The following is a 17,500-nucleotide window of genomic DNA, read 5'->3' on the forward strand; positions in this document are numbered from 1 at the left end:
GACTCATGACTGACATCGACCTGGCGGCCATCAAGGCGGAGCGTGCCCGCCTCGCGGCCCAGTACATCCCGGCGGAGCGGCCGGAAAGTTCCGCGCGCGGCATCCATCACGCGGCGCTGATCTGCTCCGACGTCGAGCAGACGATCAAGTTCTACCAGGGGCTGCTTGAGTTCCCGCTCACCGAGCTGTTCGGCAACAGGGACTACAAGGGGTCGACGCACTTCTTCTTCGACGTGGGCAACGGGAACCTGCTGGCGTTCTTCGACTTCCCCGGCCTGGACCTGGGGCCGTATATGGAGACGCTCGGCAACATCAACCACATCGCCATCTCCGTCACCAAGGAGAAGTGGGATCACCTGCGCGGCAAGCTCGACGCGGCCGGGGTGGAGTACCAGGTGGCGAGCGGCACCTCGATCTATTTCAAGGACCCGGACGGCGTCCGCCTCGAGCTGCTCGCCGACCCCCTCGGCGAGATGTACGGCACGAAGGTCGTCTAACGCCGCGTCTGATGGCCAAGCGAGTACCGTTGGGCCGGCCAGAGCCGGCTCATCCGTACATTCATCGCTGTAGAGGCCGTTAGCCGACGGGCCGGCCGGCCTTGACCGGGATCCACGCGCGGACGGTTGTCCCCTCGCCGGGGACGGAGGCGGCAGCAGCACGTCGAGCACGATCAGGTCGGGGTCGAAGGCGTCCGCGAGCGTGATCGCCTCCTTCCCGGTGGCGCTCGTCGTCACGGCGCAGCCGTGAAAGGTCAGGGCCACCTGGAGAAGCTCACGAATGTTCGGCTCATCGTCGACGACGAGCACTCGCGGGCTGTGCACACCTTCTGCCATGAGTCAGTTGCTGCCGCCGAGGTCGGGGATGGGGGTTCTGCTGTCTATTGTGCTCGGCACCCCGGGGCGCTTTGCGCACTTCTGCCTGCTTCGTCCGCAGGGCTGCCGCAACGCGCCGCGGAGCTGCCGCGAGCGGCAGCAATGCCGCAAGGCGCAGGCCTGGTGAAGATCGACGATTTCCCAGCCCAAGGCGGGTAGTGCCGCATTGCAGGTGCGATAGGTAGAATTGCCGATCTTTTCCCCGTCTCGTTCCTTGGTGCAAAACGCACGTGCAAGACTGCAACCGTCACCCCCCGGACAATCGCGGAGGCCCTTGAATGACCAAGGCCCTGCGCCAGCCGGACGGCCTTGATGTCACGAAGCCGTCCCCGGCGCGGATCTACGACTACATGCTGCGCGGCACGCATCACTGTGACGTCGATGCCGACGCTGCGGAGCGCATTCTGCGCTCGGTGCCGGAGATCAGGGACTGCGCCTGGTCCAACCGCGGGTTCCACCAGCGCTCGGCGACCTGGATCGCCAAGCGCGGGATCAGGCAGTTCCTCGACCTTGGCTCGGGGCTGCCGACCGTGGGAAACACGCACGAGGTGGTCAGGAAGATCCACCGCGATGCCCGTGTCGTGTACGTCGACAACGACCCGCTCGTCGAGCTGCACAGCAGGGAGATACTCGGCAGCGCGGCCCGCCAGGTCGGCGTGATCTGCGCGGACCTGCGCGATCCTGACGCGATCCTCGGGCACCCGGTGGTGCGCGAGTTCATCGACCCGGCCGAGCCGACCGGGCTGCTGATGACCGCGGTCCTGATGTTCGTCGCGGACGAGTCCGATCCGCACGGCCTGGTCAGGCGCTACGTGAGCGCGGTGGGACCCGGCAGCTGCCTGGCCCTGTCGCACCTCACCGACGACGCGAAGCCGCCGGTGGCGGTGGACGCGTTCCGCCGCGTGTTCGACCACGCCACCGAGCAGATGCACTTCCGCTCGAAGGCGGAGATCGCGAGGTTCTTCGACGGGCTCGACGTGCAGCCGCCCTACAAGGGAGCGCAGCCCGCGCTGACCTACAGTGGACTATGGGGCGCAGAGGACGTGCAGCTCGCCGACAGCGACGGCTCCCGCTGGCTGTACTGTGCGGTCGCGAGGGTGCCGTGACGGTGCAGGACACCGGCAAGCCGACGCTGGCCGAGCTGGACATCGACCCGGCCGCGCTGGCCTGGGACCGGTCCGGCGACGCGGCGGGATCGATCGAGGTCGCCTTTCCGGTCAGCCAGCGGTGGAACCGCGGCGACTGGGTGCTGCTGCGGGTGGCAGGCGACCCGGTCGGGCGGATCCTGGTATTCGACAGGAACGAATGGGACTGCTTCATCGACGGAGCGAGAAAAGGCGAGTTCAATGACGCTGCGGTCGGCGAGCCAGGCGGCCCGCGCTGCTAGGTCTCGGGTGCTGTTAGGCAAGCCGGTTTACTCGCTAGCCCGGCCGGGCCCACCCATCGGCCGGGCGGACCCCCGGGAAAACCTGAAAACGCTTCAGAACCGCTTGATTTGTGATTCGCAATTTGAGTAAGCTCACATCTGCGAGCTTGGATATGTGTGCCATGAGGCCGCCAAGCACGCGAAAATGCCTGCAAAGGGACAATGTTCCGCATTTCGGAGGAGGCATCGATGAGCGATGACGCCTATGGCGCGACCGTCGCGAAACGACGCCTGTCCCAGCTGCTGACCGAGCTGCGCAACAGCACTGGCTATACAGCCAACCACGTTTGCGACATCCTCAACTGGGGCCGCGGCAAGGTCGGGCGTTTCGAGGCTAATCAGTGGAAGCGCCCCGAGATGAGCGACATCCGCGACCTCATCCGTATCTACGAGGTCGAGGGCGGCGAACGGGAAGAGATCGAGGAACTCGCGGTTCGCAGCCGGGTTCGTCCCTGGTGGCGGGAATACGGCGAGATCTTCGATAACGAATTCCCTGGCTATGAGAACGACGCGGCGACCATCCAGGTCTACATGCCGCTGGTGGTGCCGGGCCTGCTCCAGACAGAGGCCTACATGGAGGCCCAGTTCAAGTCGGGCGCCAGTGCCCGCCCGCCGGCCTGGCGGCGCAAGTCCGTCGAGGCCCGGCTGCGCAGGCAGGAGATCCTGGAACGCACCGAAGGCGCGCCTGTGCTGTCCGCGGTGATCACCGAGGCCTCGCTGCGCTACCGGTGGGGAATGCACACCGACCGCAGGGAGCAGATCGAGCACCTGGCGGCCATGAGCAGGCGGCGCAACGTCGAGCTGCGCATACAGCGATTCGACGACGGGCCGCCGACCGGCATCTTCTCCATGGTCAACATCTTCAGCTTCCCGGCAGGCGAGCCGCCCATCGTGTTCGTGGAGACCGACTATTCCGTCGAAGAGGTGAGCGCGCCCGCGGCGGTGCGCAGTTACATCCAGGCGTTCGAGCGCGCGTGCGACGCGGCGCTCGAACCCGGGGACACCACGGTGTACCTCGAAACACTCGCGAAGAGAATGGAGTGACTGACCAGTGATGGACCTGTCTCTGGCGATCTGGCGGAAGGCGAATGCGAGCGCGCTTAACGGTGGCTGCGTCGAGGTCGCCGCCAACCTGCCAGGCATTGCCGCTATCCGCGACAGCAAGCGTCCGGAAGGCGGCGCGCACGTCGTCGACCGGGCGGCGTTCGCCCGATTTCTTTCTGACGTGCAGGGGGGGCGCTACGACATCTAGGCGAATGTGCCGGATGCGTAACGCACGGCACGAAGGTCCCCTGGGGTGCCTCCCGGGGGACCTTCGTGTTTCGCGCATGAGCCCTGTCTCCATGAGCCCAGGCGGCCGCGCGCGGTCGCTGCACTCAGCCGCCATCCGCGAATCTATCTCGGCATAGCAGGAAAGGCCAAGGCCAGGGTTAGCAATCGGTTGCGCATGACGTAATTGCACATTCTTGCGAGCCCGGGGAAGATGGTGACCAGTGGGGATATAGCGGGTCAGCCAGCCCGCGTGGCCTGGGTCTCGGGCCGACAACATATTCGAATTGACTGGCCGTCGGCCCGTCACTCGCGATCGTCTTAACGTCAAAACGCATTCCGCCTACGTAACGGCACATTCTCGCCTTAGGTAATTGTGCCGGCTCATTCTTTCCGCACGGCAAAATGTCGTGTTTTGCCCCGATTGAAGCGAGGGCTATCTGCGCTAAGTAATCGATCGGTTCCGCTTCCTTATCGATGCCTCGCAGAGTAATGTGAAAATGACGCACATGACAATCCGAACCTGTGCTTCACAGATTCGGAATCAGAGACCGGACAAGAGGGGGCCCGTCGGTCTGGCCGACGGGGGCTCTGAACGGCGTGACGGTGGCTAGGCCGGAGGCACCGATATGGATGACGGGTTGCGGATGGTGCAAATGCGTGCCTGCGGTGCGTGGGTTCTCCCGGGGGATCCGACTTGCGCGGGCATCGCGCGCCGTTTGTTCCGGCGGGTAGCGGGCGAACTAGCCCTCGACAGGGACACCGTTGACGACGGGGTGACGATGGTCAGCGAGCTGGCCGCCAATACCCTGCACGCCAGCAAGCGCCATCCGCATGGCGCCAATCCCGAGGTGTGGCTTTACCTGCGCGGCACCGGAATGCGGGTGGAACTGGTCTGCAAGGTATTCGACACTCTTCCCAGCTGGGCGCATGGCAACGTGCCCGGCCGCTCCGTCCGCCGGGCCCCGGCCGACGCGATGAGCGGCCGCGGCCTCGAGGTCGTGCACGAACTGTCCGGCGGCCACTGGGGCCACCACCTGACCAGGTCCCGGCTGTCCGGTTCCGGCGCGCCCGGCAAGGCGGTTTGGTTCTCGCTGCCCGCACCGCTGGCCGGCGGGAGTGCCGGCCGGATGCGCCCGGTCACGGCCGGCGACGCGATGACGGAACTCGAGCATGACCTGAGCAGCCGCGGGTTCGGCGGCAAGCTGGTGCGGGCCGACGACGTGGGCGCCGACATGGCGGTGCTGTCGATCGCGAGCGGCCTGACGGTCTGGTGCAGGTCCGCCGGCGCGTGGCTGCGCGCACCGGGCGTCTCGCAGCAGCAGTGGAGCTACAGCGACCTGGTCGAGGTGGGTGAGCAGGCCGTCCAGGCGCACGAGTCGATCGTCGCCTCCGCGGATCCCTTTCTCCTGGCCGGCGCGACAAGCACCGGAGCCTAACGACCCCGGTTAGGACTGCGCGACAGGAAGACTGCCGTACGCGCTGAGCACGGTGCGCCAGAAACGTTCCGCGTTGATCGCGGTGGCCACCCGCGCGTTGTGCGCGGCCGACGCCGAGAAGTCGGTTACCGTCATCCCCGACGTGAGCGCGCCGTGCGTCTCCACCGCGACCTGGGCGGGCGTGTACTCGAACACCGACGGGTCCGCGATGGAGACGATCGCGCACACGTCGTGCACCGGCGGCTCGCCCGTTTCGTCGTCCGCGTCCCGGTACTGCGCGAGCGCGGGCAGCAGCAGCGTGGACCCGAGCGACCCGAGCGAGCTCATCCGCTCCTGGATGGCGGCGGTGGCCCGGGCGAGCAGCGTGACATCGAGCCCGATCATCCGCACCGACCATCCCGCGCCGAAGACGACGGCCGCCGCCTCGGGGTCGGCCCAGATGTTGAACTCGGCGGCGGGGGTGACGTTGCCGCGCGAGGCGGAACCGCCCATGATCACGAAGTCCCGCACCCAGCTCGCCAGCCGCGGCTCGCGGCGCAGCGCCAGCCCGATGTTGGTCAGCGGCCCGGTCGCGACCAGCGTGATCTCGCCTCGCGCGGCGGCGACGGTGTCGATGATGAAGTCGATGGCGTGCCCGCTTTCCGCGGACCGCCGCGGCGCGGGCAGCGCCGCGCCGCCGAGCCCCGACTCGCCGTGCACGTGGTCCGCGTGCAGCGCCGGGCGCAGCAGCGGCGCCGCGCACCCTGGTGTCACCGGCACGTCGGGCAGGCCCGCGAACGCCGCCACGGCGAGCGCGTTCGCCGTGGTCTTGGCCAGCGGCACGTTGCCCGCCACGGTGGTGATGCCGGCCAGCTCGATCTCGGGTGAGCCGGCCGCGAAGGAGATCGCGAGCGCGTCGTCGATGCCGGGGTCGCAGTCGAGGATGATGGGGATGCTCATGCTGCTGAGCCAATCACACCAGCCGCACCCGCCGGTTCGTTCGCCGGGGGAAAACCGCTTCCCGCCGTCCGCGAGCAGGTTGATAGCCTCTTGCACGAGGAGGTCCACCCTGATGCACCAGCCGCCAATCCCGCACATCGACGCGGAAGACCCGGAGATCGCGGGCCTGATCCACGACGAGGCCCGCCGCCAGCACGACAAGTTCCGGATGATCCCGTCGGAGAACTATGTATCGCTCGCTGTCCTTGAGGCAGTCGGGACGGTGCTGACGAACAAGTACTCCGAGGGCTACCCGGGCCGGCGCTACTACGAGGGTCAGCAGCTCATCGACCCGCTCGAGACGATCGCCATCGAACGCGCCAAGTCGCTGTTCGGCGCGGAGCACGCGAACGTGCAGCCGTATTCGGGCTCGCCCGCCAACCTGGCCGTCTACCTGGCCTTCGCCAAGCCAGGTGACACGGTCATGGGCCTCTCGCTGCCCATGGGCGGCCACCTGACCCACGGCGCGGCCCCGACGATCGGCGGCAAGTGGCTGCGCCCCGTGCAGTATGGCGTGCGCCGCGACACCGGCCGCATCGACCTGGACGAGGTCCGCGACATCGCGCTCCGCGAGCGCCCCAAGATCATCTTCTGCGGCGGCACCGCGCTGCCCCGCACCGTGGACTTCCCCGGTTTCGCCGCGATCGCCAAGGAGGTCGGCGCCGTCCTGGCCGCGGACATCGCGCACATCGCCGGCCTGATTGCCGGCGGCGCGCACCCGTCCCCTGTCGGCCACGCCCCGGTGATCACCACGACCACCCACAAGACGCTGCGCGGCCCGCGCGGCGCGATGATCATGACCGACGCCGAGCACGCGTCAGCGATCGACAAGGCCGTCTTCCCCGGTCTGCAGGGCGGTCCGCACAACCACACCACGGCCGGCATCGCCGTCGCGCTGCGCGAGGCGGCACAGCCGTCGTTCCGCGACTACGCCGCCCAGGTGGTCAAGAACGCCATCGCCCTGGCAGCCGCGCTCCAGGAGCGCGGCTACGACCTGGTTTCCGGCGGCACCGACAACCACCTGCTGCTCGTAGACCTCGCCTCCAAGGGCATCGCTGGCAAGCCAGCCGCCAAGGCACTCGACCGGGCCGGCATGGAGCTCAACTTCAACACCGTCCCGTACGACCAGCGCAAGCCCTTCGACCCCTCAGGCATCCGCCTCGGCACCCCCGCGCTCACCACCCGCGGCCTAACCGAGGTGCACATGCCCCAGCTGGCCGCCTGGATGGACGAGGCCATCACCGCCGCCGCCAAGGACGACGAGGCCCCACTCGACCGCATAGCCGCCGAGATCCGCGACCTCCTCTCCGCCTACCCCATCCCCGGCTGGTCCGACTAGCTGCAGGGGGTTGCGGGGCGGTGAGGTTCTCCGCGCGCAGTCGGCCGCCGATGAACCCGATCGTCGTCCGACTGCGCGCGTCCGAACCCCATCCGCCCCGCACCAGCCAATCCACGGCCACCCCGCCCCAAACGCCGCCCCGCCCTTTGCCCGAAGGCCGCCGAGTTCCGGCATATCAGTCATAAGCCGCATACAAGACGCATGATCACGGAACATCGGATCCTGACGGAAGAAAACTCCCCGATTTCGGTAGAAAAGTTCCGTGATAATCAAATGTTCCGTGATCATGTTCGAATTAAAGTGGCATAGAGGGTTCCGTGGCGAACACGTGATCACAGTGACGCTGCTGACCCCGATGGCTCCGGCCGGGCGGTCAGAAAAGCTCCATCAGCCACGCCGGGAAGCCGTGTAACCCCGTCGCCAGCGCCCGGTACGGCCGGAAGAAGTCCCGTAGCTCCTGCGCGTACAGCTCTGGTTCCTCGAACGGCGCGAAGTGACCGCCGCGCGGCATCTCCGTCACCCGCACCACGTTCGCCACCCGTTCCAGCCAAGCGCGCGGCGGCTGGCCGATGTCGCCGGGGAACAGCGCGAACCCCGACGGCACCTCGACCCGCCTGGCCAGCTGTGACGGCGGGATCACGGCATTCGCGTGATACATCCGCATCGAGGACCCGATGGTCCCGGTGAGCCAGTAGATCGTGACGTTCGTGAGGATCTCATCCCTAGTGAAAGAACGCTCCACGTCGCCGCCGCAGTCGCTCCACGCCCGCAGCTTCTCCACGATCCAGGCGGCAAGCCCGGCCGGCGAGTCAGTGAGCCCGAACGCGGCGGTCTGCGGCTTCGTCCGGTGCATCGCGGAGTAGCTGCCCTCCGCCGCGCTCCATGACGCCATGCTCGAGAGCCAAGCCCGCTCCTGCGGACTCAGCGAGGCCGGGTCGCCGGCGAAGAACGGCACACCCGCGTCGGTGCGGTGGACGGCCACTACTCGGTCGGGGTAGTCGAGCCCCAGGTAGCGGCTCACGTGGCTGCCGATGTCGCCGCCCGCTGCGCCGAACCGCCGGTAGCCGAGCACGCTCATGAGCGAGGCCCACAGGCCGGCCGCCGCGACGGAGTCGAGCGGCGCGCCAGCAGGCCTGCCTGAGTACCCGTAGCCAGGCATGTCCGGCACGACCACGTCGAACGCGTCGGCGGGGTCGCCGCCATGCGCGGCCGGGTCGGTGAGCAGCGGGATGACCTTCGCGTACCGCCAGAACGAGTCGGGCCAGCCGTGGCTGAGCACAAGCGGCAGCACCGGGTCGGGCGGAGCGGCCGCCCGGACGTGCGCGAAATGGATCAGCGAGTCGCCCAGCCGGACACGGAAGCGCGGGAACCGGAAGAGCGCCTCCTCCTGCGCCTGCCAGTCGAAATCGTCCGCCCAGTAGGCGACGAGCTCGCGGAGGTAGCCGAGGTCTGTCCCGAGCGACCACCCGGCGTCCCGCGGCGCGTCCGGCAAGCGCGTCCCGCGCAGCCGGGCGCGGAGATCGTCAAGGTCCGCGGGCGCGGCCCGCTCGGTGAACGGTTCTGGGCGTGGCGAGACGTCCGGCATGATCCGCATCCTAACCCGAAGCGGACGCGTGAAGCAGCGATGACAACGCGAGACAGTGCCCGATATGTCCCAGATTCAACCCATACAGTCGGCGATTACTGTGCGTCAAAGTTGCCAGCGTTACCGGTGATATTTGACTGTCTGTTCGAGTGAACTTATATTCGATCACATTGTTGGGTTCGCCGGGTCGGGCGAATACATGGTTACGCCCGTCTTCCCCCGGGCGGCCGGCCCCGCGCGAGTCACGCCACGCGGTGCCGGTGGCGTTACGTGCGGAAGTGCAGGACGGCTATGGGCAGGGTGTACGGCGATCCGGTCGAGGTCCACACGAGGCAGGACGGGAGGCCAGTCCGGTTCGCCTGGCGCGGACGGCTCTATGCCGTGCGCGCGGTCCAGGAGCACTGGATAGTCAACCGTGCCTGGTGGCGAGAGTCCGTCCCGGTCCCCGCGCACCCGGAGCTTGAGTTCTGGCGGGTGGAGGCGTCGCCAGGCCAGGACCAGCCGACTGGGATCTATGAGCTCCGCAGGGACATCGCCGCGGGCACCTGGACGCTGCGCAGGATCGACGACTGATGCCGGCGCCACCCGGAGCACCCGGAACACCCAGAGCACCCGGAGCACCCGGAGCCCGCACGGAGTTCACCCACCTGCACGTCGCGTCGTCGTTCTCGCTGCGCTACGGCACGGCGACCCCGCGCGCGCTTGCCGCCAGGGCGGCGGACCTCGGCATGCCGGCCCTCGCGCTTACCGACCGCGACGGCCTCTACGGCGCGTTCAAGCACGTCCAAGCCTGCGCCGACGTCGGCATCAAGGCACTGCTCGGCGCCGACCTCGCGTTGGTGCCCGCCAAAACGACCACGCCGGAGCGCAGAAGCCGCCAGCAAGCCCAGCAAGCCCAGCAAGCCCAGCCACGCCAGCAAGGCAAGCGAAGCCAGCAAGGCCCGCCCGGCCGGGTGACGCTGCTCGCGGCCGGCCAGGCAGGCTGGGCCTCGCTGTGCCGCCTCGTCTCCGCCGCCCATGCCTGGACGGCGGCGGAGGCGGATCGCGAGCTCCGCGCGGCCGACGATGACGTCCCCGCGGTCACCAAGGAACTGATCGCGGAGTACGCCGACGGCCTTGTCGTGCTGCTCGGCCCGTCGAGCGACGTCGGCCAGGCGGTCGCCGCCCGCCGTCAGGACCTGGCAAGGCAGCGACTCGACCGCTGGCGCCACCTCGGCGTCACCCCCGTCGTGGAGATCGTCGATCACCTGGACCACAAGTCCACGTTCCGTGCCGCCAGGATGGCCGAACTCGCCCGCGACAGCAGAACAAAAGCCGTGCTCACCAACGCGGTCCGCTACCTGGACCCGGTGGACAGCCTGGCCGCCCAGGTGCTCGACGCGGCGCGGCACCTGGTACCGCTCGGCTCGCCGAGGCTGGTCCCGCACAACGGCCGCGCCTACCTCGCCGGCCCGGACGACATGACCGTCATCGCCAGCCGCGTCGCCGGCGCGATGACCGGTCCGGGCACCGCGAGCGCCGCCACGCTGCTGCTCGGCGAGACCGCGGAACTGGCCGACCGCTGCGTGCTCGACCCGGCCCGTGACCTCGGGGTCGGCGCCCACCACCTGCCGGAAATCATGGGCAGCGCGCACGATCAGTACCAGGAACTGCGCGACCGGTGCGAGTACGCGATCCTGCACGGCCAGTACCGCACGGCGAGGCCCGACGGCCGCCCGCGCGGCATCAGCAGGATCCGGGCGGCGCATAACGCCCGTGAAAGGCTCGAGCATGAGCTCGACATCATTGCCAAGACAGGCATGGCCGGCTACTTCCTTACCGTGGCCGACGTGGCGGACCGGATCAGGCAGGCCGGCATCCGCTGCGCGATCAGGGGCTCGGGTGCGGGCAGCTTCGTCAACCACCTGCTCGGCATCAGCGCGATCGACCCGCTCGAGCACGACCTGCTGATGGAGCGCTTCCTGTCACCGATCAGGAGCACGCTGCCCGACATCGACCTGGACGTGGAGTCGGCCCGCCGCCTCGACGCGTACCGCATCATCTTCGACCGCTACGGGAAGGAGCGCACCGCCTGCGTCAGCATGATGGAGACCTACCGGGCGCGCAGCGCGATCAGGGACGTGGCCGCCGCGATGTCGCTGCCGCCCGACGAGATCGGCGCGATCGCCAAGTCCTTCCCGCACATCCGCGCCAAGCACATTTCTGCGGCCCTGACCGAGCTGCCGGAACTCCGGAGGTCAAGGCTCAACCAAGATCAGCTAGCAACGATTTTCAAGCTGGCCGAACAGCTCGACGGCCTGCCGCGGCACGTCGCCATGCACCCGTGCGGCGTGCTGCTTTCCGACCGGTCACTGCTGAACCGCACCGCCGTCCAGGAAAGCGCCGAAGGCTTCCCGCTCAGCCAGCTCGACAAGGACGACGCGGAGATCGCCGGGGTGATCAAGCTCGACGTGCTCGGCGTCCGCATGCAGTCCGCGATGGCGCACACGCTCACCGAGATCCGCCGCACCACCGAAGAAAGGGTCGACATCGACGCGATCGCCCGCGACGACAAGCCCACCTACGCGATGATCCAGCGGTCGGACACGATCGGCTGCTTCCAGATCGAGTCACCAGGCCAGCGCGAGCTGGTGAAGAAGCTGGCGCCGCGCGACGTCGGTGACCTGATCGTCGACATCTCGCTGTTCCGGCCAGGCCCGGTCAACTCCGACATGATCGGCCCGTTCCTGCGCACCAGGCACGGCCTCGCCGAGCCCCGCTACCCGCACGAGAAGCTGGAGAAGGCGCTGCGGGAGACCGGGGGAGTGGTGGTCTTCCACGAGCAGGTGCTGCGGATCATCGACGTGATGACCGACTGCGGCCTGGCCGAAGCGGACCTGGTCCGCCGCCACCTGTCCACCGAGGGCGGCCCGGACCGCACCGCACCGTGGTTCCGCGCGCAGTCCCTGGCACGGGGCTTCGACCCGGTGACGGTGGAGCGCGTCTGGCAGGTGGTCGCGGCGTTCGGCGGCTTCGGTTTCTGCAAGGCGCACGCCGCCGCGTTCGCGATCCCCGTCTACCAGTCGGCGTGGCTCAAGCACCACTATCCGGCCGCCTTCTTCGCGGGCGTGCTCACCCACGACCCAGGCATGTACCCCAAGCGCGTCATCATCGCCGACGCCCGCCTGTCCGGCGTCCATGTCCTCCCGGTAGACGTCAACTTCTCCGCCGCCGACTGGACAGTTGCCTCCCGGGGGGACACAGTGCCCCCCGGGGGGACCCCAGGCTCCGATGGCCTGTACCCCCCGAAAGGCGAAGAACCAAACCCGTCATCCCGAACGGGTTCAGTCAACTCCATCTCCCGCCCGCAATCTCCGCCGAGCCCGCCGGCCCGCCGCAGGCTAGAGACCTCCGGCCCCCTCCAGGCACTCCGCGGTTACCTCCCGGGCGGACACAGTGCCACTGAGGGCAATCCGCCAGGTAAGCCGCAGCAGGAGGAAGCCGCCTCTCCCCAGGCGATCCGCTGCTCTCTTCGCGAGATCAAGGGCATCAGCGACGCCGAGATCGCCCGCATCGTCTCCGGCCAGCCGTATGTCAGCCTGCGTGACTTCTGGAACCGCGCCCGCGTCTCCCGCCCCGTAGCGGAACGCCTGGTCCTCATCGGCGCCTTCGACTCGCTCTACGCCGCCATCCCGGCGGACGCGCCCAACGTGCTAATGCCGCCCTCCTCGCCAAGCACGCCCCGCCGGGCCCCCCAGCTTTCCCCTGACATCCCGCGTTCCCCTGACATCCCGCGTTTCGCCGGCGTGCTGCCGCCTCAGCCTCCGCTCCGCCCGTCCCGGCGCGACCTGCTCGCGCGGGTGGGCGTGCTCGCCAGGCAGTCCCCGCCGGCCCGGACCGGTTCCGTCACCCTGGACCTGTTCACCAGCGCCGGCGCCGGGGCCGTCGACGCCGAGCTGGCCGACGGAATGGCGGACCTCGTACCCGCCGGCGAGCTCAGGGAGCTCGACCAGCAGGAACGCGTGGCGGCCGAACTCGAGATCCTCGGCTTCGACGTCAGCCAGCACGTGCTGACCTTCTACGACACCCTCCTCGCGGAGCTGGGCGTGGTCCGCTCGGCGCGGCTCGCGGACCGGGAGAACGGTGAGACGATCCTGGTCGCCGGCGCCAAGGTGGCGACCCAGACGCCGGCGGTCCGCTCTGGCCAGCGGATCATCTTCGCCTCGCTCGACGACGCGGTGGGCCTGGTGGACCTGGCGTTCTTCGAGTCGGTGCAGGACCGCTGCGCGGCCAGGCTCTTCGGCTCCTGGCTGCTGCTCGTTCGCGGCCGGGTCCGCCGGGCAGGCGCCGGCCCGATGGCCGTCACCGTCAACGGGGCCGAATGCTGGGACCTCCCCGCCTTGGAGGAGATCAGGATCGCCAGTGGCATGACGGCTGTCCGCGCCGCGATGGCCGCCGGCGACGTGGGCCCAGGCGCTCACCTAACCGGCCCGTCGGACCCAGGCCAAGCGGGTCGATCCGGCCAAGCGGGCCGGACAGGTCCCGGCTCCGCCGGCCGGACAGGCCGCCGGGTCCCGGTCCCCGCCGCCCAGGCCGCCGCCACCGCGGCAGACGGTGACCCAGGCGCCCCCGCCCGCCCGGTCGTCTTCGGCAACGGCTTCGTCCTTTCCCCCTACGCCGAGACCGGCTCCCCGGGCGGCAGCATCAAGCGCCCGCCCCGCACCCTCTGGCACGCCAGCCCCGGCAGCACCGCCACCCCGGATTAGTGCACGTGCGGACTCGCTCCGGCTGCGACGCCTCCATCATCTCTGCTTACCCGGCGACCACGCATTCCGGTCATAACGGTCACAAAAGTGGTCACCAGCTAAGCAAAGCGGAGAAAAGTGGTCACCGGCTGAGCAAAGCCGCGCCGCGACGGCACGAGACCAGGCACACCAGCACCGGGCCGGAGGCTCGCCGGGCCTGCCGCCGAGGTAACCTGCCGCCGTGACCGGACCAGAGGCAGGACAAGGGGCAGGACGAGGCGCAGGACGAGGCGCAGGACGGCAGGACGGATCAGCCGAGGCGTACCTGCTCGGCCTGCGGCTGCGCGGCAGGCAGGTGCTTGTGGTCGGCGGTGGGGCGGTCGCCGCGCGCCGGGTTCCGCGCCTGCTCGCGGCCGGCGCGGACGTGCTGCTCGTCTCGCCCTCGGCCACCCCTGCCCTGGAGGAACTGGCCGCGCACAGCAGGATCGAGTGGCGCCGGCGCGGCTACGCGAGCGGCGACTGCGCCGGCGCCTGGCTGGTGATCGCCTGCGCCGACCGCCCGGAGGTCAACGCCGCGGTGGCCGCGGAGGCGGAGGCGAACCGCACGTGGTGCACGCGCGCCGACGACGCGTCCGCCGCGACCGCGTGGACGCCCGCCTCCGGCACGGCAGGCGACACCAGTGTCGGGGTGCTCAGCGGCGACCCGCGGCATAGCGCCGCGATCCGCGACGCGATCACTGCGGGCCTGCGGTCGGGGACCATCGCCGCCCGCCACCACCGGAGACGGCTCACCGGGGTGGCACTGGTCGGCGGCGGCCCAGGCGACCCTGGCCTCATCACTGTCCGCGGGCGGCAGCTGCTCGCCGAGGCGGACGTGGTGATCGCCGACCGGCTGGGCCCGCGGGAGCTGCTGGGCGAGCTGCCGCCCGACGTCTTGGTCATCGACGCGGGCAAGGTCCCCTATCGCAGGCAGATGTCGCAGGAAGAGATCAACGAGGCCCTCGTCGCGCACGCGGCGAGCGGCAAGTTCGTGGTCCGGCTCAAGGGCGGTGACCCCTTTGTCTTCGGCCGCGGCGGCGAGGAGATGCTCGCCTGCCTGCGCGCCGGCATCCCCGTCACGGTGGTTCCCGGCGTGAGCAGCGCGGTCGGCGTGCCGACCGCCGCCGGGCTGCCGGTCACCCACCGGGGGACGGCGCAGGACTTCCACGTGATCTCGGTGCACGTGCCGCCGGACGATGAGCGCTCCACCCTGGACTGGCCCGCGCTCGCCCGGTCGGACGGCACGCTGGTGCTCCTGATGTCACTGGAACGCATAGGTACGGTCACAAGGACGCTCATGAAACACGGACGGCCGGGGAACTATCCTGTTTCGGTAATAGCGGACGGTACCATGCCCACGCAGCGCACAATTTATTCAACGCTAGACGACGTTGAGAGGCGACTAGCGGACGAGGGCGTCCGGCCACCAGCCGTCGTGGTTATCGGCGGAGTGGTGACCGTCGCGGCGGAACTCGCCGCGCTCGTCCGGGACTTGCGCGCTTGACCGGCGCGGGTCAGGGCAGTGCTGGCCAGGCCGGCCCCGGCCAGGACAGCACTGGCCAAGGCGGTGCTGGCCAGACCTCACCTGGCCAGGACGGTCCTGACCAGCACAATGCTGGCCGGGACGGTGGTGGGCGGGCCGGGGCCGGCCCGCACGGCCACTAGCACGGCACGCGCACGGCCCCTTCGCCGGTACCCCCGCTGGCGGAGGACAATTTAACGAGCATAAAACCAGGCGGGACCATGGAAGGTAAGGGCATGACGGCGGAACAATCGTCGTCGCCCGGCGAACGCGGCGAGCAGAGCGATCACACCGAGCAGACCGAGACCCGCGCGCATGGTAGTGAATTGGCGCCGCTAAGTGATGCCAATTCACCGGCCTCCGGGAATGAAAGTGGCATGTCAGAGCCGTCGTTGTCAGGGCGAGACGCCCCCAGGTCCGCCTGGGGCGCGCCCGATGAGGAGACGGCTGCGCCGGATTCGCAGTGGCAGCGTCCCCGCGCCCGGGTGGACGGCAGGCTCCTCGAGGCTACCCTGCTGAACCTCAGGAAACGGATCGCGGCCATTCCGCTGGTGTTCGACATCCCGGGTGCCGAAGAGGTCACCGCGGAGCGCACGCAGCTGCTCAGCCAGATCGACGACTACCTGCTGCCCCGGGTCCGCCAGTCCGCGGCACCGCTGCTCGTCGCCCTGGTCGGGTCAACCGGAGCGGGCAAGTCGACACTGGTCAACAGCATCGTCGGCACTCAGGTCAGCCAGACGGGCGTGCGGCGGCCCACCACGAACTCACCGGTGCTCGCCTGTCACCCCGACGACATTCACTGGTTCGCGGAGAACATGTTCCTGCCGACACTGCCCCGGGTGCGCCAGGAGGGGCTGGCGCGGCCGGGGCGGGACGGGCTGCTCGTGCTCGCCGCGAACGAGGGGATGACGCGGGGGATCGCCCTCCTCGACACCCCCGACATCGACTCCGTGGTGCGCGCGCACTACGACTTCGCCTACCAGTTCCTCGACGCGTCGGACCTGTGGCTGTTCATGACGAGCGCCACCAGGTACGCGGACGCGCCGGTCTGGGAACTGCTGCAGCACGCGCGGGAACGGGGTGCCTCGCTCGGGGTCGTCCTGTCCCGCGTCCCGCCGAGCCACCGCACCGAGCTCGTCGACCACTTCAACGCGATGCTCGACGCCAACGGCGTCCAGGCCGAGCACCGGTTCGTCATCCCGGAGACCGGCATCGTGGACGGCTTCCTCCCCGACGAAATCTTCCAGCCGATCAGGGACTGGCTCGACGACACCGCCAAGCGGGCCGACCGGCGGGTCGCGGTGCTCAGCCAGACGATGGCCGGCATGCTCGACACGTTCAAGGTCCGGGTGCCGCGGCTTGCGGCGCACGTGGACGCCCAGGTGGTGCTCCGCACCCGGCTGCGCAAGGAGGCGGAAACCGCCTACTCGACCGCGCTCGGGGAGTTCGATGAGGGCACCCGAGACGGCCGCCTGCTGGCGGGCGAGGTGCTGGCTCGCTGGCAGGACTACGCGGCGAGCGGCGATCTCGGCGCCGGGCTGCGCGGCAAGCGCGCCGGGTCAGGGATGAAGCGCGGCGGCAAGCGGGCACGCACCGAGGCAGGCGCATCCCGGCACACTGCGCTCGAGACGGCGCTCCGCTCCGCGCTGCAGGCGCTCGTGGTGTCGATCGGAGACCGGGCTGCCGAGCAGGTGGCGCGGGTCTGGCGGGACAATCCGGGCGGCGCCGCGCTGCTCGCCGCCGCCGATGCGAGCAGGATCAGGGGCGAGCGGGCCAAGCGAGAGTTCGAGTCGGCCTTCGGGCACGCCGTGGCGGAAGAGGCGGGTGCGGACCTGCCGAAACATGGGGCTTTTGACCGGTCTGCCCCCGACTTGCCCCTGCGGCTCTCGCGTGCCATCAGCACGTGGCAAGATCAGCTGACGCGGTTCACGCAGTCGGAGGTCGCGCGCCGCCCTGGCGCCGCCGCCGGCCGCGATGCCGCCACTGTCAGCGTGCTGACGCTGGTGGCGATGCTCGGTGAGCCGAGCCAGGCCGGCGGCACCGCTCCGGCCGGTCAGGATGCTGCCAGGGAAGACAAGGACGGGGTCGGCACCGTGCCCAGGGAAGTGCTCGCCTCGATCATGGGCGACCGCGCATCGCTTGAGCTGATCACCAAGGCCAGGCAGGACCTCTGGCAGCGGGTCGGGCTGCTGTTCGACGAGGAACTGCTCCGCTATAGCGAGGTACTCGACGAGGCCGGGCCGATCGATCCAATCGCCGCGGTGCGGCTGTACCAGGCCGAGTACTCGCTTGAGGCGGCCCGGTGAC

Annotated in this window: 13 protein-coding genes and 1 pseudogene; 11 read left to right on the plus strand and 3 right to left on the minus strand. The window is 69.4% G+C overall.

Going from position 1 to position 17,500, the window contains the following annotated elements; all coding sequences use genetic code 11:
* Positions 1 to 5 precede the first annotated feature (5 nt).
* Positions 6 to 497 carry a VOC family protein gene (locus tag EAS64_RS41725; protein WP_145862258.1) on the plus strand — a complete coding sequence of 164 codons (492 nt, stop codon included), beginning with the start codon at positions 6 to 8 and terminating at the stop codon, positions 495 to 497.
* Positions 498 to 659: 162 nt separating this feature from the next.
* On the opposite strand, the pseudogene EAS64_RS41730 reads toward EAS64_RS41725, so the two are convergent.
* Positions 660 to 833 (minus strand): annotated as a pseudogene (locus tag EAS64_RS41730) (response regulator); the annotation flags it as partial.
* A 317-nt stretch (positions 834 to 1,150) separates the two neighbouring features.
* Between EAS64_RS41730 and EAS64_RS41735 the strand changes: the two are divergent.
* The 5 genes from EAS64_RS41735 to EAS64_RS41755 all read left to right on the plus strand — a co-directional run bounded on the left by EAS64_RS41735 (position 1,151) and on the right by EAS64_RS41755 (position 5,006).
* Positions 1,151 to 1,978 carry an SAM-dependent methyltransferase gene (locus EAS64_RS41735; RefSeq protein WP_145862259.1) on the plus strand — a complete coding sequence of 276 codons (828 nt, stop codon included), beginning with the start codon at positions 1,151 to 1,153 and terminating at the stop codon, positions 1,976 to 1,978.
* Positions 1,975 to 2,259 (plus strand): DUF397 domain-containing protein, encoded by a 285-nt coding sequence (locus tag EAS64_RS41740; protein ID WP_222850018.1) that lies wholly within the window; start codon positions 1,975 to 1,977, stop codon positions 2,257 to 2,259. Before EAS64_RS41735 ends, EAS64_RS41740 begins: the two co-directional genes overlap by 4 nt.
* Positions 2,260 to 2,487: 228 nt before the next feature.
* Entirely contained in the window at positions 2,488 to 3,342 is an 855-nt protein-coding gene (locus EAS64_RS41745; protein WP_187366554.1) for a helix-turn-helix domain-containing protein, read from the plus strand.
* A 10-nt stretch (positions 3,343 to 3,352) separates the two neighbouring features.
* The gene (locus EAS64_RS41750) at positions 3,353 to 3,550 is read left to right on the plus strand and encodes a DUF397 domain-containing protein (protein WP_145862261.1); all 198 of its coding nucleotides are present in this window, start codon (positions 3,353 to 3,355) and stop codon (positions 3,548 to 3,550) included.
* Positions 3,551 to 4,286: 736 nt separating this feature from the next.
* Entirely contained in the window at positions 4,287 to 5,006 is a 720-nt protein-coding gene (locus tag EAS64_RS41755) for an ATP-binding protein (RefSeq protein WP_145862262.1), read from the plus strand.
* 9 nt (positions 5,007 to 5,015) lie between these two features.
* On the opposite strand, the gene EAS64_RS41760 is transcribed toward EAS64_RS41755, so the two are convergent.
* Positions 5,016 to 5,945, minus strand: a complete 930-nt coding sequence (locus EAS64_RS41760) for a nucleoside hydrolase (protein ID WP_145862263.1) — start codon at positions 5,943 to 5,945, stop codon at positions 5,016 to 5,018.
* A gap of 112 nt (positions 5,946 to 6,057) precedes the next feature.
* Between EAS64_RS41760 and glyA the strand changes: the two genes are divergently transcribed.
* Positions 6,058 to 7,323: a serine hydroxymethyltransferase gene (gene glyA / locus EAS64_RS41765; RefSeq protein ID WP_145862264.1), complete on the plus strand. Its 1,266-nt coding sequence runs from the start codon at positions 6,058 to 6,060 to the stop codon at positions 7,321 to 7,323.
* Positions 7,324 to 7,696: 373 nt separating this feature from the next.
* Here the strand turns inward: glyA and EAS64_RS41770 are convergent, their stop codons facing one another.
* Complete coding sequence (locus EAS64_RS41770) at positions 7,697 to 8,908, minus strand: epoxide hydrolase family protein (RefSeq protein WP_145862265.1); 1,212 nt, start codon at positions 8,906 to 8,908, stop codon at positions 7,697 to 7,699.
* 291 nt (positions 8,909 to 9,199) lie between these two features.
* On the opposite strand from EAS64_RS41770, the gene EAS64_RS41775 reads away from it, so the two are divergent.
* The 4 genes from EAS64_RS41775 (at position 9,200) to EAS64_RS41790 (ending at position 17,499) form a co-directional block, all read left to right on the plus strand.
* A complete protein-coding gene (locus EAS64_RS41775) occupies positions 9,200 to 9,481 on the plus strand; it encodes a DUF6504 family protein (protein ID WP_145862266.1) in 282 nt (93 codons plus the stop codon).
* The gene (locus EAS64_RS41780) at positions 9,481 to 13,653 is read left to right on the plus strand and encodes a DNA polymerase III subunit alpha (RefSeq protein WP_145862267.1); all 4,173 of its coding nucleotides are present in this window, start codon (positions 9,481 to 9,483) and stop codon (positions 13,651 to 13,653) included. The genes EAS64_RS41775 and EAS64_RS41780 overlap by 1 nt, the downstream gene beginning before the upstream one ends.
* A 304-nt stretch (positions 13,654 to 13,957) precedes the next feature.
* Positions 13,958 to 15,175: a uroporphyrinogen-III C-methyltransferase gene (gene cobA / locus EAS64_RS41785; RefSeq protein ID WP_246116142.1), complete on the plus strand. Its 1,218-nt coding sequence runs from the start codon at positions 13,958 to 13,960 to the stop codon at positions 15,173 to 15,175.
* Positions 15,176 to 15,570: 395 nt separating this feature from the next.
* Entirely contained in the window at positions 15,571 to 17,499 is a 1,929-nt protein-coding gene (locus EAS64_RS41790; RefSeq protein ID WP_187366555.1) for a GTPase, read from the plus strand.
* The last annotated feature ends 1 nt before the right edge of the window (position 17,500 follow it).

It is taken from the genome of Trebonia kvetii, assembly GCF_007827045.1.
Classification (GTDB): domain Bacteria; phylum Actinomycetota; class Actinomycetes; order Streptosporangiales; family Streptosporangiaceae; genus Trebonia; species Trebonia kvetii.

What these genes read in the sequence shown, in the direction of transcription:
- EAS64_RS41725 (WP_145862258.1), top strand. Translation starts at nt 6, where the DNA reads ATGACTGACATCGACCTGGCGGCCATCAAGGCGGAGCGTGCCCGCCTC.
- EAS64_RS41735 (WP_145862259.1), top strand. Translation starts at nt 1,151, where the DNA reads ATGACCAAGGCCCTGCGCCAGCCGGACGGCCTTGATGTCACGAAGCCG.
- EAS64_RS41745 (WP_187366554.1), top strand. Translation starts at nt 2,488, where the DNA reads ATGAGCGATGACGCCTATGGCGCGACCGTCGCGAAACGACGCCTGTCC.
- EAS64_RS41750 (WP_145862261.1), top strand. Translation starts at nt 3,353, where the DNA reads ATGGACCTGTCTCTGGCGATCTGGCGGAAGGCGAATGCGAGCGCGCTT.
- EAS64_RS41760 (WP_145862263.1), bottom strand. Translation starts at nt 5,945, where the DNA reads ATGAGCATCCCCATCATCCTCGACTGCGACCCCGGCATCGACGACGCG.
- glyA (WP_145862264.1), top strand. Translation starts at nt 6,058, where the DNA reads ATGCACCAGCCGCCAATCCCGCACATCGACGCGGAAGACCCGGAGATC.
- EAS64_RS41770 (WP_145862265.1), bottom strand. Translation starts at nt 8,908, where the DNA reads ATGCCGGACGTCTCGCCACGCCCAGAACCGTTCACCGAGCGGGCCGCG.
- EAS64_RS41775 (WP_145862266.1), top strand. Translation starts at nt 9,200, where the DNA reads ATGGGCAGGGTGTACGGCGATCCGGTCGAGGTCCACACGAGGCAGGAC.
- EAS64_RS41780 (WP_145862267.1), top strand. Translation starts at nt 9,481, where the DNA reads ATGCCGGCGCCACCCGGAGCACCCGGAACACCCAGAGCACCCGGAGCA.
- EAS64_RS41790 (WP_187366555.1), top strand. Translation starts at nt 15,571, where the DNA reads ATGTCAGAGCCGTCGTTGTCAGGGCGAGACGCCCCCAGGTCCGCCTGG.